General features: G+C 56.3%; 18 protein-coding genes. All 18 read right to left on the bottom strand.

Annotated features, from left to right (window positions below):
- Positions 1-61 precede the first annotated feature (61 nt).
- The gene (locus ACN0TS_RS13280) at positions 62-850 is read right to left on the bottom strand and encodes an amino acid ABC transporter ATP-binding protein (protein WP_417259843.1); all 789 of its coding nucleotides are present in this window, start codon (positions 848-850) and stop codon (positions 62-64) included.
- 17 nt (positions 851-867) lie between these two features.
- A complete protein-coding gene (locus tag ACN0TS_RS13275; protein ID WP_417259842.1) occupies positions 868-2,181 on the bottom strand; it encodes an amino acid ABC transporter permease in 1,314 nt (437 codons plus the stop codon).
- 1 nt (position 2,182) lies between these two features.
- A complete protein-coding gene (locus ACN0TS_RS13270) occupies positions 2,183-3,403 on the bottom strand; it encodes an amino acid ABC transporter permease (RefSeq protein ID WP_417259841.1) in 1,221 nt (406 codons plus the stop codon).
- A 142-nt stretch (positions 3,404-3,545) separates the two neighbouring features.
- Positions 3,546-4,577, bottom strand: a complete 1,032-nt coding sequence (locus tag ACN0TS_RS13265; protein WP_417259840.1) for an amino acid ABC transporter substrate-binding protein — start codon at positions 4,575-4,577, stop codon at positions 3,546-3,548.
- 210 nt (positions 4,578-4,787) lie between these two features.
- Positions 4,788-5,498 (bottom strand): ATP12 family chaperone protein, encoded by a 711-nt coding sequence (locus tag ACN0TS_RS13260; RefSeq protein WP_417259839.1) that lies wholly within the window; start codon positions 5,496-5,498, stop codon positions 4,788-4,790.
- Positions 5,499-5,503: 5 nt separating this feature from the next.
- A complete protein-coding gene (locus ACN0TS_RS13255) occupies positions 5,504-6,172 on the bottom strand; it encodes an HAD-IA family hydrolase (RefSeq protein ID WP_417259838.1) in 669 nt (222 codons plus the stop codon).
- Entirely contained in the window at positions 6,172-7,215 is a 1,044-nt protein-coding gene (locus tag ACN0TS_RS13250; RefSeq protein WP_417259837.1) for an RluA family pseudouridine synthase, read from the bottom strand. The genes ACN0TS_RS13255 and ACN0TS_RS13250 overlap by 1 nt, the downstream gene beginning before the upstream one ends.
- Positions 7,212-7,586: a fluoride efflux transporter CrcB gene (crcB, locus tag ACN0TS_RS13245; RefSeq protein ID WP_417259836.1), complete on the bottom strand. Its 375-nt coding sequence runs from the start codon at positions 7,584-7,586 to the stop codon at positions 7,212-7,214. Before crcB ends, ACN0TS_RS13250 begins: the two co-directional genes overlap by 4 nt.
- A 47-nt stretch (positions 7,587-7,633) precedes the next feature.
- Positions 7,634-8,950, bottom strand: coding sequence for a replication-associated recombination protein A (locus ACN0TS_RS13240; RefSeq protein ID WP_417259835.1), 1,317 nt, complete (start codon positions 8,948-8,950; stop codon positions 7,634-7,636).
- Positions 8,951-9,014: 64 nt separating this feature from the next.
- Positions 9,015-9,626 (bottom strand): helix-turn-helix transcriptional regulator, encoded by a 612-nt coding sequence (locus ACN0TS_RS13235; protein ID WP_417259834.1) that lies wholly within the window; start codon positions 9,624-9,626, stop codon positions 9,015-9,017.
- Positions 9,627-9,918: 292 nt separating this feature from the next.
- A complete protein-coding gene (gene rplQ, locus ACN0TS_RS13230) occupies positions 9,919-10,347 on the bottom strand; it encodes a 50S ribosomal protein L17 (RefSeq protein WP_417259833.1) in 429 nt (142 codons plus the stop codon).
- Between the two features lie 218 nt (positions 10,348-10,565).
- Complete coding sequence (locus tag ACN0TS_RS13225) at positions 10,566-11,582, bottom strand: DNA-directed RNA polymerase subunit alpha (protein WP_417259832.1); 1,017 nt, start codon at positions 11,580-11,582, stop codon at positions 10,566-10,568.
- Between the two features lie 122 nt (positions 11,583-11,704).
- Positions 11,705-12,097 (bottom strand): 30S ribosomal protein S11, encoded by a 393-nt coding sequence (rpsK, locus tag ACN0TS_RS13220; protein WP_417259831.1) that lies wholly within the window; start codon positions 12,095-12,097, stop codon positions 11,705-11,707.
- A 14-nt stretch (positions 12,098-12,111) separates the two neighbouring features.
- Positions 12,112-12,480 carry a 30S ribosomal protein S13 gene (rpsM, locus tag ACN0TS_RS13215; protein WP_417259830.1) on the bottom strand — a complete coding sequence of 123 codons (369 nt, stop codon included), beginning with the start codon at positions 12,478-12,480 and terminating at the stop codon, positions 12,112-12,114.
- A 208-nt stretch (positions 12,481-12,688) separates the two neighbouring features.
- A complete protein-coding gene (locus ACN0TS_RS13210; RefSeq protein ID WP_417259829.1) occupies positions 12,689-13,264 on the bottom strand; it encodes an adenylate kinase in 576 nt (191 codons plus the stop codon).
- Positions 13,261-14,619: a preprotein translocase subunit SecY gene (secY, locus tag ACN0TS_RS13205; protein WP_417259828.1), complete on the bottom strand. Its 1,359-nt coding sequence runs from the start codon at positions 14,617-14,619 to the stop codon at positions 13,261-13,263. Before secY ends, ACN0TS_RS13210 begins: the two co-directional genes overlap by 4 nt.
- 106 nt (positions 14,620-14,725) lie before the next feature.
- On the bottom strand, positions 14,726-15,205 hold the full coding sequence (gene rplO / locus ACN0TS_RS13200; protein WP_417259827.1) for a 50S ribosomal protein L15: 480 nt from the start codon (positions 15,203-15,205) through the stop codon (positions 14,726-14,728).
- Positions 15,206-15,429: 224 nt separating this feature from the next.
- On the bottom strand, positions 15,430-16,281 hold the full coding sequence (locus tag ACN0TS_RS13195) for a DMT family transporter (RefSeq protein WP_417259826.1): 852 nt from the start codon (positions 16,279-16,281) through the stop codon (positions 15,430-15,432).
- Positions 16,282-16,370: the final 89 nt, after the last annotated feature.

Genomic DNA, 16,370 nt, shown 5'->3' with positions numbered 1-16,370 from the left:
GAATGTAAAAAGGGCGCCCCGTAGAGCGCCCTTTTGTTTGATCGTATGTCTTGCGCGGTCGTTAGTGACCGAGGATCTGACTAAGGAAGAGTTTTGTGCGATCCGATTGCGGATTGTTAAAGAACTCTTCTGGTTCGTTTTGCTCGACGATCTGCCCTTGGTCCATGAAGATCACCCGGTTCGCAACCTGACGGGCAAAGCCCATCTCGTGGGTCACGCACAGCATGGTCATGCCCTCTTCCGCAAGTTCGATCATGGTGTCGAGCACCTCTTTGATCATCTCGGGGTCGAGCGCGGAGGTGGGCTCATCAAACAGCATGATACGCGGCTGCATACACAGCGAACGCGCGATAGCCACACGCTGCTGCTGACCGCCCGAAAGCATACCAGGGTATTTATCGGCCTGTTCGGGGATCTTCACCTTTTCGAGGAAGTGCATCGCCAAGGCTTCGGCTTCCTTCTTGGGTGTTTTGCGTACCCACATCGGCGCGAGCGTGCAGTTCTCCAAGATGGTCAGATGCGGGAAGAGGTTGAAGTGCTGAAAGCACATACCAACTTCCGAGCGAATCTTGTCGATGTTCTTAAGATCAGACGTCAGCTCGATCCCGTCGACGATGATTTGACCCTTTTGGTGCTCCTCAAGGCGGTTGATACAACGGATCATCGTGGACTTACCAGAACCGGACGGCCCCGCGATTACGATCCGCTCGCCTTGATTCACGGTGAGATTGATGTCGCGCAGGACGTGAAAGTCCCCATACCACTTATTCATATTGGTGATCTGGATCGCGACTTCGTCGGAGACCTGCATTTGACTGCGGTCGATGGAACGTTCTTGTGCGAGAGACATGTTCTAGGTCTCCTTTCTTAATGGTGATCTGTGCGAAGCTTGCGCTCCAACCACTGCGAATATTGCGACATGGCGAAGCAGCTCGCCCAGAAGACAAGTCCGATAAAGATGAAAAGCTCCCAGTAAACCCCATTCCACGCGGAGTTAGCGCGGATGGCGTTCGACAGGCCGAGCATGTCGAAGATACCGATGAACATCACGAGCGTGGTGTCCTTGAACAGCCCGATAAAGGTGTTCACGATGCCTGGGATGGAGATTTTCAATGCCTGCGGCATGATGATCAATCGCTGCGCTTTCCAGTAGTCAAGGCCAAGCGCGTCAGCCGCTTCGTACTGGCCCTTGGGGAGAGCCGCGAGGCCACCACGGATCACTTCGGCCATATAGGCAGAGGAGAACATGGTGACCATGATGATCACACGGATGGTCAGGTCAAAGTTGGTGTTAGGCGGCAAGAAGTAGTTGAGGATCAGCGAGGCTGTAAACAGCAAGGTGATCAACGGCACACCGCGAATGAACTCGATGAAACCGACACAGATAACCTTAACGATCAGCAGGTCGGATTGACGTCCGAGGGCGAGAACCACACCAATCGGAAGCGACAGGGCAATGCCCGCGATACCGATAATCACACAGATCATAAAGCCACCAAGTTCGCGGCTTTCAACTTCCTTCAAGTGACCTATTGGGAGGGATGCATCGAGTGCATCCACGACAGACGGCCCGATAAACATCCACCACACGATTGCAGCGACAACGGCCCCGATCAGCGCGAGGACGTCCCCAAAACGCACGAGGGCTTTCATAGCGAGGGCACCAATGACAAAGCCAACAGCAACACCAACGGGGCCCCAGATCGTCCCGCCCCAGACAAGCCAAACCATGAGGAATGGAAATGCTGCCGATATCCAAAGAAGTTTGCGCGGCAAGGCGTCAAACAAAATGGGCGCAATCGCCAAAAGCATCAAAAAGAATGCCAGATTGGCACGCCAGTATTCAGTGCTTGGATAAAAACCGTAGAGCAGTTGGTTCCAACGTTCGGTCAAAACCGCCCAACAGGCATAATGCGTATTGCCGAATTTGGCGTTCAGGATGTCACGACATTCGGACAGGCTACCCGCCGACCAAACGCCCCCCAACATCCACGGAAGTGTCCCCGCAAGTATTTTGTAGACCACGAAGATCGAGACGAGTGTCAGAATGGAATTGAACCATCCCGAAAACAGATTCTCTTTGATCCACCGCACCGCCCCGATTTGGGATAGCGGAGCGGGCTTTTGTTCTAACATTGTGTCGCGGACGTAAGCGACAGGTTGTTTAGCTGTATCGCTCATCTCACCGCTCCTTCAGCTTCACAGATTTGTTGTAGAAGTTCATGCTTGACGAAATGACCAGCGAAACAAGCAAGTAGATCAACATCATCAAAAGCATGGATTCCAACTCACGGCCCGTGGTGTTGAGCGTTGTGCCCCCCAGGGTCGAACGAAGGTCCATGTACCCCACCGCGAGCGCAAGCGAGGAGTTCTTGGTCAGGTTCAGATATTGCGAGATGAGTGGCGGAATAATGACGCGCAACGCCTGTGGCAAAATCACAAGGTTCATGGTCCGTGACGGACGCAAGCCCAGTGCATAAGCCGCCTCGGTTTGCCCCTTGGAAACCGCAAGGATCCCCGAACGGACGATCTCGGCGATGTAGGAGCCCGTGTAGAAGCTCAGAGCGAGCCAGAGCGCGAGCATCGAGTTGCGCAGGTGTAAGCCGCCTGTGAAGTTGAAGCCCTTGAACTCGGGATAGGACAACCCGATCGGACGCCCCATGATGAAGTAAACCAAGAGCGACGGGACGAAAAAGATCGCCAGCTTAATCCAGAAGGTCGGCAGGATTTGACCCGTCGCCTCAAAGCGCCGCAGAGCAAATTTGGAAAACGCCCAAATGCCCAACAGCGACAGCAAGAAGACGATCACCACAATAGCAGAGCCTGACCCCCAAACGGGCACAGGGACATAGGTGCCACGGTTGGTTACGGCGACACTGTCCCAGAACCACATCGAAGAGGCCGCATCCGGTCCCTTGAACGAGCGCGGTTGCGGTAGGCTTTCTGAGAGAACCGCCATGAAGGCCAGAATCCACAACAACACTGGGATGTTGCGGAATGTCTCGACATAGACGGTCATTATTTTGGCGGTGAGCCAGTTTTTGGACAGGCGCAACACGCCCGCAACGACCCCGATGACCGTTGCAAGGATGCAGCCCATAAAGGCGATCATCAACGTGTTCAACAGCCCCACAACCGCGGCACGCAAGTGCGTATCCGAGGACACATACGGGATGAGCCTTTGGTTGATGTCGTAGTTGGCGGATGAGCCAAGGAAATTGAAATTTATATCTTTGCCGAGTGCTTCGAGGTTGATGATCGTGTTACGGACCACAAACGCAGCAAACGCCATAAACACGATCAATGCGATCACCTGAATGGTAATCGAGCGATAGCGCGTATCGTAAATCAGCTGACTTAGGCGAAAGCTCTCGTTGTTCGGCGGATCAGTCATAGTCGTCATATGAGACGGCCCCCTGTGTTCCCCTGATAGCCCTTCATTCGATACGGGTACATTTGCACCGTTCGTGAGGGATCTTTTTGTTATTCGGATAGGTCAATGAGAGAAGGGCGCGAAATATCCGCGCCCTTCAATAACAATGTTCTTAGCGGAAAGGTGGGGAGTACATCAGACCACCTTCGGTCCACTGTGCGTTCAGGCCGCGTGCGAGACCAATAGGTGTGCTTTCACCGATGTTGCGCTCGAAGCTTTCGCCATAGTTGCCGACTTGGGTGATGACGTTGAGTGCCCAGTCGTTATCGAGACCGAGCATAGCGCCCAGTTCACCTTCGACGCCCAAGAGACGGTTGATCTCTGGGTTGTCTGTACCTTTGGCCATTTCTGCCGCGTTTGCGGAAGTCACACCGAGCTCTTCAGCCGAGACCATAGCGTTGAGAGTCCAGCGGACAATATCGCCCCATGCGCTGTCGCCGTGACGAACAAGCGGGCCAAGTGGCTCTTTGGAGATGATTTCAGGCAGAACCACGTAACCTTCGGGGTTCTCGAAAGAAGAGCGCGAAGAGGCCAAAGCAGAGGCGTCTGTTGTGTAGACATCACAAGCGCCAGCAAGGAACTGCGTCTGTGCTTCGGTGAAGCTATCCACGGGCACGGGTTCGTACTCCATGCCGTTCACGCGGAAGTAATCAGCGAGGTTAAGCTCTGTTGTTGTCCCTGTTTCGATACAAACAGTTGCGCCAGAGAGTTCTTTCGCGGAGGACACGCCGAGGTCTTTGGGGACCATGAAGCCCTGACCATCGTAGTAGTTCACGCCAACGAATGTGTTTTTGAGGTCCACATCGCGTGTGAATGTCCATGTCGTGTTACGTGCAAGAACATCAATTTCGCCAGACGACAAAGCGGTGAAGCGCACGGCGGAGCTCAACGGAGTGTATTCAACGGCTTCTGGGTCGCCAAAGATTGCGGATGCCACAGCACGGCAGAAATCAATGTCGAAGCCTTTCCAAACGCCATTTGCGTCTGGAGCAGCAAAGCCAGGTGTCCCGGTGTTCACGCCACATTTCAGCGCGCCGTGCTCTTTCACGGCGGCGAGTGTTGGCGATCCGCCATCCTGAGCCATCGCGGAGCCGGCAGCAAGGCCAGCTACAGTCAGCGCACTAAGAAATACTGATTTTTTCATTTTTACCTCTTCCTGATATTGCGCCTATTGTGGCGCTCATTCCAACCGCCGGGCGGTCGGTGTAGACATCGAATTGGGCGATTGCCCCTTCAATATGTCGAGTTGAGAGGATTCATTCCAAATCGTCAAGGGCGCTATCAGGAAATCGTATGTTTACTCTACGTTTCCCGCAAAAGATGTCCAAAAGATCGAGGATTTAGGCGCGTTGTTCTAATTTTGGATCGCGTGGAAAAATTTATGCGCATTCAAAAAACTCGTACGCTTTATGGCGGCTTCTTCTGCGGCTTCTTCATCTTCACCCCATTGCTCCGACTGGAACATTTCGTCGACGCGCGAAATTGCCCAAAGCGCTTCGATGGGATGGGCATTTCGCGTCGCGGCAAGGCCAATGACAAAACTGCCCGACAAGGACACGAGATCATGAAACGCCGCCAGTTCAAATGATGACATTTCAGCGGCCAAGGCTTGAAGGCGGTCGAGCGAGTTGCGCGGTTGCGGTACGTGAATCACTCCGACACGCGGCTCGAGCGGGGCATCGAACTCGGAGGCAACCCAGTCCAGTAGCGGGTCCCACGCCGCCTTCTGCCGCTCGACCAGCGCCTCTGGGTAGGCCGCACGATAGCACAAAAGATCGCTATCGGCATAATCGGCGATCATTGTGACAACTTCACCATGCACCTGCCCTACCCGATCAATGGCCGCATTGGCACTGCGGGTCGCGGGCATGGTTTCGGGATCAATCTTACCCTCTTGAGCATCCCATTCCGCAGCGATCAGCTCGGCAAAGGTCTGGGTTGGCACGATCAGCGGCGCTTTGGCGGGGGTCCGCACGGGGCGCCCGTCGAGATGAACGGCAAAGCCATCCGCCTCAGGAACAACGGTCGCCTCTTTCCAAAATCGTTTTGCCGCCCAGTCCGCCATAGTGCCTAACCCTTCCAAATCTCATCAAGTGCCGCAGGTAGTTCTGCAAAATCATCCAGAACACGCGCCGCCCCTGCGCTCATAAGCGCGTCTCTGCCGTGATAGCCCCAAAGCACGCCAAGACCATGGCAACGTGCAGCGCGGGCCATCTCCATATCGTATGTCGTGTCGCCCACAACAATAGTCTCCGCCGCCGAGGCATTCGCATCCGCGAGACAGGCCGCAACCATAGACGGGTTGGGTTTCGAGGGATGTTCGTCGGCACTTTGTGCACTCACGAAGAGGTCCGAAAACGCCCAATCGGCCATCATCGCGTCCAAGCCTCGCCGGCTGTTTCCCGTTGCAATGGCAAGAGCAACATCGTCTCGCGCACCCAAAGCCCGCACCGCGGCTTCGGCCCCCGCATAGAGCGGAAATCCCTGCGCGCCAACATTCTGACGTATCGCACTGAACGTGTCCTTATAGGCCGCAATCATACGCTCGAGCGTGTGGGGTTCGGCCTGCGGCGCAAGTTCGGCCAAGGCATAAGGCAGAGACAAGCCTACGATGCTCAATAAGGTACTACGGTCGGGACATGGCAGCCCCGCCTCGGCAAATGCAGCCGCCATCGACGACACAATATGCGCTTGGCTGTCGACCAAGGTGCCATCAACGTCGAAGATGACGAGTTTCATCAGTGCAGGTCCTCAAAGGGGTCGTCACTGGCGATATCCTCGCTCCACCCGAAGGTGTCCCAAGAGTGCGCCATATGCTCTGGAAGCGGCGCTGTGACCGTGATGGGTTTGCGCGTGACGGGGTGCTCAAACGTCAACGAGCGCGCGTGCAGGTGCAGCTTCTTGGAGATAATTCCCCCCAATTGTGCGCCCCATCCGTCTCCAAGGTTTTCTTGGCCCGAACCACCGTATTTGCCATCCCCAATGATCGGGTGACCGATTTCGGCCATGTGGACACGCAGCTGGTGCGTGCGGCCCGTGATCGGCTCCATCGCGACCCATGAGGCCCGTGACGCCACTCGGTAAAGAGTGGCGTAATGGGTGTGAGCGCGTTTGGCGCCTTCGGTGCTGTCAATCTCACGCGGATGCACGGCGATCATCTTTTCGCCCTCGCCGCCTTTGCCGCGACCGCGAGCTTTGACCAAACCGTATTTGATCTCCCCGAGGTAGGGCGTGGGAACGCCCGCAACGAGCGCCCAATAGATTTTGCGCGTGTTGCGGTGGCGGAAAGCTTCGGTCAGCTTGCTTGCCATCGCTGGCGTTCGCGCGAGGACCAAAACGCCCGAGGTGTCTTTGTCGAGACGATGCACGAGGCGCGGTTTTTCAGCGAAATCCTCTTGCAAGGCGACCGAAAGACCATCGACGTGGCGCGTCTGTTTGGAGCCGCCTTGCGTCGGTAGCCCCGCAGGCTTGTTGATGACGATTAGATGGGCATCTTTATAGAGCACACAGTCACGCATCATCGCGGCGTCTTTGTCCGACACGCGCGTCGCCTCTTTGGCATAGGTCACATTGGTGTCGGGCAATGGCGGGATGCGAATCTCTGCGCCAGGCCCGACGCGAGTGCTGGATTTCACTTTTGCGCCATCCACACGCAGATCGCCTTTGCGGCACATCTTTTCAATCTGCCCCTGTTTGACCTGAGGAAACACTTTGCGCATCCACCGATCAAGGCGTTGCTCTGGCTGGTTGTCATCAATGATAATCGTCTGGACACGGCTCATGCGTAAAAACTCCGGGCAGCGTATAGTCCGAGGGCAATTCCCCCAAGGGCGAGGACGAGTGTGCCGATCACATAGGCCGCTGCCAACCCGATCTCGCCGCGCTCGAATATCGTTATCGCATCAAGCGAAAACGCCGAATAGGTTGTGAAGCCACCAAGTATGCCCGTCATGATGAGCGGCGCGAATTTGTTGCCGTTTTCATGGGCAAGGACCACGACGATCACCCCCATCAAAAAAGACCCCAGAAAATTCACGGTGATGGTTCCCCACGGGAATCCTTTTCCCAAAAGACGCACCATTCCAAGCCCCGTCAAATAACGGGCCGAAGCGCCGATTGCGCCACCGATGGCAACTTGGATAAGAGGCGTCATGGGTCAGGTTCCTTTCCCGCCCGTCTTGGGTCGCAATGGGCGAGATGTCAACTCTCGCGCTGTTCCCGCAGCTTCTGGAAATAGGCCACCCGCTTGGCCAGATCACGTTCAAACCCGCGTTCAACGGGATGATAGAACTGGGTGCGCGGCAAGGTGTCAGGGAAAAAGTTCTGCCCTGAAAACCCGTCTTCGGCATCATGGTCATAGGCGTAGCCTGCGCCGTAACCTTGCTCCTGCATCAGCTTAGTGGGCGCGTTGAGAATGTGTTTGGGCGGTGGCTCGGACCCCGTTTTGCGCGCGGCCTCCCGCGCGGCCTTATAGGCCACATAACCCGCATTGGTTTTAGGGGCGAGGGCGAGATAGATGACCGCCTGCGCCAAGGCCAGTTCGCCCTCGGGCGAGCCGAGCCGTTCAAAGGTTTGCCATGCAGTCATGCAAATGGTTTGCGCCTGAGGATCGGCAAGCGCGATGTCTTCCACCGACATGCGCAACAGACGACGGGCGAGATACCGGGGATCTTCACCGCCCTCCAACATTCGCCCGAACCAGTAGAGCGCAGCGTCAGGGTCAGAGCCGCGCACCGATTTATGCAGCGCCGAAATCAGATTGTAATGCTCGTCACCGGACTTGTCGTATTTCGCGGCGCGGCGCATGAGGCGTTTGGTCAATTCATCGGTGTCGAGATCACCCGACACTTTCCATGCCATGATCTGTTCGATCAGGTTCAAGAGCGTGCGCCCGTCCCCATCAGCCATCTCCCACAGCGCCCGCTTGGCTCCCTCATCAAGCGGCATCTTGCGGCCCAACTCTTGCTCGGCACGGGCTCCGAGTTTGGCCAAATCCTCGACACTGAGGCGTGTCAGCACCATGACCTGCGAGCGCGACAGCACAGCGGCGTTCAACTCGAAAGACGGGTTCTCCGTTGTGGCGCCAACAAGCAGGATGGTGCCATCTTCCATATGCGGCAAAAACGCATCCTGCTGCGCTTTGTTAAAGCGATGGATCTCGTCCACGAACAGCAACGTACCCTGCCCGTTTGCCGCGCGTATTTTCGCAGACTCGAAGACCTTTCGCAGTTCTGGGACTCCAGAAAAAATCGCCGAAATCTGAACAAAGGCAAGATCGGTCTCATGGGCAAGAAGTCGGGCGATGGTGGTTTTCCCGACGCCAGGAGGGCCCCAAAAAATGATCGAGGACAGCGAGCCCGACTCGAGCATCACACCAAGCGGAGCATCTGCGCCAAGCACCTGTTCCTGACCGATCACCTCGGCCAACACCTTTGGTCGCAAGCGGTCCGCCAAGGGACGCGTCGCGGTGTCACCCGTAGGGACCGAAGGGGTTTGTGGGGCGAAAAGATCACTCATGGCGCAATCCTACGCGCTTGCCGCGCGACAAGGAAGTGTCCAGCCACAGCAAACGCACATGGCATTACAGAAGATTAATATCTTTGGCTTTTTGAATGGCTTCCGAGGTCGTGCGGGCCATAAGGCGTTCTCGGGCAGAGACCAACCGCGCCTTGAGCGCACTCTCGGAAATGCCAAGTTTAGCGGCAGCGGCGGCGTAGCGATCCCCGGACGCGATGCAGCGCAGCGCTTGGACTTGGGCTGGGGTAAGCTGTTGTCTGGGTTCGGAAACCTGATGAAGAATACGTGCAATTTTGGCGATGCTCTTGATTTCAGCATCAGTGAATTCACGATCGGAGCGCGCGGAGGCAACAATCGAACGTGAGCGCACTTCGCCACAGGACACGGACACGCCATACTTGAGGCTATAGTCAGCAGCCTGCCCCATGATGTTGAACGGATCGGGCATGCCCGCTTCGCTCCATCGCGTTGTTCCCTCGCAGCTCAATCCCCATGCAATCATCGGGTCACGAAGCGCAAAAGCATTGGCCGTGTAATGTTTGATCCAATCGCCCGGAAAGGTGACGTCGAGCAACAAGGGAGCGGCATAGCGGATATGAAGAGCCGCAGAATATCCCGATGGACTAAGAGCGCCCAACTTCGAAAGAAGACGCGTCATCTCTGAGGGGCTACTCATCTGACTCTACCTTAATTTACACAACTATGACGAATTCTTGATCATCAAACACATAACGCCATAGGGGCACAGAGGCGTTCATGTCTTGGCCGTTTAGACGTAGGCCGAAACTTCCCTGAAAAAGGGGGGAGGTAACGGCACACAAAACCTAAACTTTTAGGCAAACGGTCTGTCTAAAATGACGTTGTCCGCCATGGAAATCAAGGCGCAAATTGCGCAGACACCTTTGCGACGTAACGAAAAAGCCCCGCCAAAATGGCGAGGCTTTCTAATTGTGCCGTTCGCAAAAAGATTAATCTTCTTCAGCGTATTCAGCTTCCTCAGCGGCAAGGCGGGCTTTGTCAGCAGCGCCTTTTGCAGCGGGATCGCGGTCAACCAATTCGATGATGGCCATAGGCGCCATGTCACCGTAGCGGAAGCCTGCTTTGAGAACGCGGGTGTAACCACCTTTGCGCTCTGCGTAGCGTGGGCCAAGCACTTCAAAGAGTTTCGCAACATCTTTGTCCTGCTTGAGCACAGCAGCAGCCTGACGGCGGGCGTGAAGATCGCCACGTTTGCCCAGAGTGATCAGCTTGTCCATGATGCGCTTAAGCTCTTTGGCTTTAGGCAGCGTGGTTTTGATCTGCTCGTGCTCGATGAGCGAGCCGGACATGTTGGCGAAGAGCGCCTTGCGGTGCTCGTGGGTACGGTTGAGGCGGCGGTAGCCTTTTGCGTGACGCATTTGGTATCTCCTAAATCGTCGTTATACTTTGTCTGACCAGCGATGCGTGTCACCGGTTCTCCTTGGAGCCACTTTCACAAGATTGCGACCCGTTTGTTCAAAACTTGCAAGACTTCAAGGCAGTCCCCTTCACCTCTTGCAAGACTTTGTGACCCGAATTTCAAACAATTCTGCGGTCGAATTCGGCCCCGAAACACTGCTTCGAGGCCGAAAAATCTTTAGAACTGGTCTTCGAACTTTTTGGCCAGATCTTCGATGTTCTCTGGTGGCCACTCTTCGACGTCCATGCCGAGGTGCAGACCCATGCCCGAGAGCACTTCCTTGATCTCGTTGAGAGACTTGCGACCGAAGTTCGGCGTGCGCAGCATTTCTGCTTCGGTCTTCTGAATGAGATCGCCGATGTAGACGATGTTGTCGTTCTTGAGGCAGTTTGCCGAACGGACAGACAATTCCAACTCGTCCACTTTCTTGAGAAGCAGCGGGTTGAATTCGAGACCGTCGTCTTCTTCCTGACGACCAGCAGCTTCTGGCTCGTCAAAGTTGACGAAGATGCCGAGTTGATCCTGAAGAATGCGCGCAGCAAAAGCCACGGCGTCCTCTGGGGTCACAGAGCCATCGGTTTCGACTTTCAGCGTGAGTTTGTCATAGTCGAGAACCTGACCTTCGCGGGTCGGTTGCACGTCATAGGACACTTTTTTCACGGGGGAGAAGATCGCGTCCACGGGGATGAGGCCGATTGGCGCATCCTCGGGTTTGTTCTTATCCGCTGCGACGTAACCTTTGCCGGTGTTGACGGTCAGTTCCATGAACAGATCGGCACCATCGTCGAGGTGACAAAGCACGTGGTCTTTGTTGAGAACCTCAATACCTGCGCTCTCGGAGATGTCACCAGCGGTGACAACAAGAGGGCCCTTTGCGGAGATGGAAAGACGCTTTGGCCCTTCGACTTCCATGCGCAGAGCAACGCCTTTGAGGTTGAGGATAACATCGGTGACATCTTCGCGGACGCCGGCGATGGAGGAAAACTCATGCAGAACGTTGTCGATCTGAACGGAAGTGATCGCCGCACCTTGCAGCGACGACATCAGAACGCGGCGCAATGCGTTGCCCAACGTCAGGCCAAAGCCGCGCTCGAGCGGTTCGGCGATGATGGTCGCTTGACGTGCTGGCTCGTTGCCAGGTTTCACTTCAAGTTGCTGGGGTTTGATGAGCTCGGCCCAATTCTTGTGGATCATGCAGTAGCCTCCATGCTTGTTTCTTGCCCATGTCCGTAAGCGAGAAACGTCCCGAGGGATCTAAAAACGCAAAAACGGACCGCGCACAGAATGGTGCGCGATCCATAAATAGTTCGCGGTGATTACACGCGGCGACGCTTTGGTGGGCGGCAGCCGTTGTGTGCAATCGGGGTCACGTCGCGAATGGACGTGATGTTGAAGCCGACAGCGGCGAGTGCGCGCAATGCGGACTCACGACCAGAGCCTGCGCCCTGCACTTCGACTTCGAGTGTTTTAACGCCGTGATCCTGCGCTTTTTTACCCGCATCTTCCGCAGCCATCTGAGCGGCGTAAGGTGTGGATTTTCGCGAGCCTTTGAAGCCCATGGTGCCAGCAGACGACCAAGCGATCGCGTTGCCCTGCACGTCGGAGATCAGGATTTTGGTGTTGTTGAAGGTCGAATTCACGTGAGCAACGCCGGAGGCGATGTTCTTGGAGACCTTTTTCTTGGTCGTACGGCGAGTATCGCGTGCCATTGATCAGATCTCCCTTATTTCTTCTTACCAGCAATGGCCTTTGCAGGACCTTTGCGAGTGCGAGCGTTGGTGTGTGTACGCTGACCGCGTACGGGGAGATTGCGACGGTGACGCAGGCCACGGTAGCAGCCGAGATCCATCAGGCGCTTGATGTTCATCTGAACTTCACGGCGCAAGTCACCTTCAACGGTGTAGTTGGCGTCGATGTGCTCGCGGATAGCGAGAACTTCGGCGTCAGACAATTCGTTAACGCGACGAGCGCGGTCGATGCCTACGGCTTCGCAGATGGCTTCAGCAGAAGTGTTGCCGATACCGGTGATGTAAGTGAGGGCGATTGGAACCCGCTTTGCAGTCGGGATGTTTACGCCGGCGATACGTGCCACGTGGTATTTCCTTTTCGTTGCGGTTCCGTAAGTCCAGAACCTTTTTTCACAACGTCAAACCCGCGGGTGTCTTTACCTGCGGGCGTCAGCTGAATTCTATGATCATCGCGACGGGAGCGACCCGTTTGCGAATCTTTAATCCCGTTAGGGATGATGTGCCATACGGAGGTTTTGGCGGACCGTCAAGAGGTCCGCCAACAATTCCCGTTTACGCCAAAGCCTTGGCGATGGCGGCTGCGACGGCATCGACGTCTTGCAGACCGTCAACCGAACGCAAATCCCCGCGGGCGTGGTAGTAGCCGATGAGGGGAGATGTTTTCTTGTAATATTCCATGAGGCGCACCTTGAGGCTTTCCTCATTGTCATCTGCGCGGGCTTGGCCACCTGCGGCGACGGCCTCTTTGGCGCGATTGACAATACGATCCACCAGAGCCTCGTCATCAACTTCCAACTGGATCACGACGTCGAGTTTAACCCCGTTACGTGACAGCAGGTCGTTGAGCGCGTCGGCCTGAGCGAGGGTGCGTGGAAAGCCGTCAAAGATAAAGCCAGCGGCGTTACCTTCGCGGATTTTCTCTTCGATCAAGCCGATCACGATCTCGTCGGTCACAAGTTGCCCTGCATCCATGATCGCGGCGACTTTTTTGCCCATATCGGTGCCGGATGTGCGTGCAGCGCGGAGCATATCGCCCGTTGAAAGCTGCACCATGCCACGCTCCTCCACGAGGCGTTGCGCTTGCGTCCCTTTGCCTGCGCCGGGTGGTCCAAGCAGAATAATATTCATCGTCTAGCGGTCCCTCTTTTGCTGCGCTTCCTCCCGCGCAGCTGCGACTTTTCGATCAGCCCCTCATACTGGTGGGCCAGCAGATGAGACTGGATTTGCTGAATCGTATCCATCGTAACAGACACAACGATCAGAACCGAAGTCCCCCCGAAGTAGAAGGGGATCGCGAACTGGGACCGCAGAATTTCAGGCAGCAGACAGACGGCTGCGAGATAAGCAGAGCCAAGAACGAGAACACGGGCGACGATATAGTCGAGGTGCTCTTCGGTTTTCTTCCCCGGACGGATGCCCGGAATGAAGCCGTTTTGGTTCTTCAGGTTCTGCGCGATATCGTCGGTCTTGAACGCGACGTTGGCCGTGTAGAAATAGGCGAAGAAGACGATCATCGCCGTGAAGAACAAGAAGTAAAGCGGTTGCCCGGGGCCGAAGTAGGCCAGAAGCGTGGACATCACGGGACCGAGGTCGTTTTGACCCGAGAAGGTCGCGATCGTGGTTGGCAACAGCAGAAGAGAGGAGGCGAAGATCGCGGGGATCACACCTGCGGGGTTCACCTTGATCGGCAGGTGGCTCGACTGGGCGTCGTAGACTTTCATGCCCTGCTGACGGCGCGGATACTGGATATGCACCTTGCGCAGAGAGCGCTCCATGAACACCACGAAGGCAATCACGGCCACGACCATCACGATCACAAAGAGGATGATGGCGGGCGAAATCGCACCCGAACGGCCCGAGGCGAAGAACTGCGCCAGCGCACCGGGCACCTCGGCGACGATGCCGACGAAGATGATGAGAGAGATACCATTGCCGATGCCGCGTTGGGTGATTTGCTCACCGAGCCACATCAGGAACATGGTGCCGCCAACGAGTGTGATGATCACGCCTGCACGGAAATACCAACCCGCTTCATGGGCCAGATCGCCCGCTTCAAGCGAGGCAGCAAGGCCGTAGGCTTGGAACAGAGCCAACAGCACGGTGCCGTAGCGTGTGTATTGGTTGATCTTTTTGCGACCTGAATCGCCCTCTTTCTTGAGTTGCTCAAGGGAGGGAACCATCGCCGTCAGGAGCTGCACGATGATCGATGCGGAGATATACGGCATGATGCCGAGCGCAAAGATGCCCATCCGCCCCAATGCCCCACCGGTGAACATCGACAAGATGCCGCCGATACCTGCGGAAGCCTGTTCCATAAACTCACGAAGTGCGTTGCCGTCGATGCCGGGCACGGGAATATACGTGCCGAGGCGATAGACGATCAACAGACCGAGGGTGAATACTATACGCTGACGAAGCTCTTTGGCTTTCCCGAGGGTGCCCCAGTTGAGGTTCGACGCCATCTGTTCTGCTGCGGATGCCATTTAGGTCTCTCTATTCACGAACAGCGCCGCCTTATCGGTTTCCCGACAGGCGGCGCTTGGAAAACTTACAAGCTGATGTAAGGGGCGAGGCCCCTCACCACAACCCTTATTCGGCTGCCGCTTCGGCCTTGGCTGCTACGGTGAGCGTTCCGCCCGCCTTTTCAACAGCTGCAATAGCAGATGCGGAAGCACCTGTGACGTTGAGCGTCAGCTTGGATTTAACGTCGCCTTTTGCGAGAACGCGGATGCCGTCAAGCTTGCGGCGCACGAGGCCGGATGCGACGAGAACATCTTCGTTGATCTCTGCTTTGGCGTCGAGTTTGCCTTCTGTCACGAACTTCTCGATCAGGCCGAGGTTCACAACAGCGAACTTTTTGCGGTTTGGTTTGTTGAAGCCACGCTTTGGAAGGCGTTGGTAGAGGGGCATTTGCCCGCCTTCGTAGCCTGCAATCGCAACACCCGAACGGGATTTTTGACCTTTGATACCACGGCCACCCATTTTACCGGTGCCGGAACCTGGACCACGGCCAACGCGTTTGCGAGGTTTGGTGGCGCCTGCGTTGTCACGCAATTCATGTAGTTTCATGTCGCTTCTCCTATGCCGGAACTGCCCTCCAGCGACGGAGTGGGCAAACACGGCTTACAAATATTGATTCTCAACGGACCTTTGTCCGCTTGGGGCGTATAAACGGCAGGGGGTGTATTGGCAAGTGGCTTGACCCTCGCCCTTCCCTCGACAGGACTACCTCTTGCCATGATCTCAGATCGTCGGTGCCTCTCGCGCGAATTGTCGCACCTCACGGAGAACCGCTAGTCACGTGTAGCTGACGCAGTTGTTATCAAGGCAAAGGCAATTCCGCCGCAGACCAAGGCGCAGGCAAGGACCGCGCGTGCCGTGAGCGGTTCATCGAGCAGAACGATTCCCGCGCCAAGAGCAATGATGGGCACCGAGAGTTGCGCCAGTGCCGCAGTGGTCGCGCCAAGGTGCGGCAGCAAGCGATACCACAGCGCATAGCCCAAGCCCGATGTCAGCCCGCCGGAGACGATGGCGATGATCACGCCCCGCGCCCCAAAAGATTCGCCACCGACAAAGGCAAGGCACAGGATCGCCGCGAGCGGCAGGGCATAGGCGAAATTCCATGCCGTCGCCCGAAGCGGGTCCGACTGGCGAGTTCCAACGAGGGAATAGATCCCCCACCCCAGAGCCGCCGCGAGCATCAGCCCCACCGCGCCAAGAGGCATATGGATTGCGCCTGTTGGCCAGACGAGGACGCAAAGCCCACCAAGCGAGATCACCATGCCGACCCAACGCCGCGCGGCAATACGTTGCCCCGCGAGGAATGCGCCGAAGAACATGGTGATCTGCACACCGCCGAACAGCAACAGCGCCCCCACCCCTGCATCAAGCGACACATAGGCGAAGGAGAAACCGACGATATAGGCGGTCAGCGCCACCACGGCGATGACATCAGGCTTGGGACGGTGGCGTGCCCTGTCGCCTTCTCGCCACAAGAGCGCCAACAGAACAAGCGCGCCCGAGGCGAGGCGGATGAGTGCAAATCCCGCTGGACCGATGTCTCCGCCCGAAAGTCCGACGCGGTTGAGAATCGAATTTGCGGCAAAGGCCACCATTGTGAGGAGCGTCAGAAGAAAGAGGGGCATGTCATGATTCCTAGAGGCATGTCGAAGCGTCGGTGGGCAAATGGAAAGCGCCCGCTTGGGACGAAGAGCGGGCGCTTGTCGAATGAAAC

This window comes from Celeribacter sp., from assembly GCF_048266405.1.
In the GTDB taxonomy this organism is placed as follows: domain Bacteria; phylum Pseudomonadota; class Alphaproteobacteria; order Rhodobacterales; family Rhodobacteraceae; genus Celeribacter.
The sequence above is the reverse complement of the archived record's forward strand: the minus strand, read 5'-3'. Positions and strand labels throughout refer to the sequence as shown.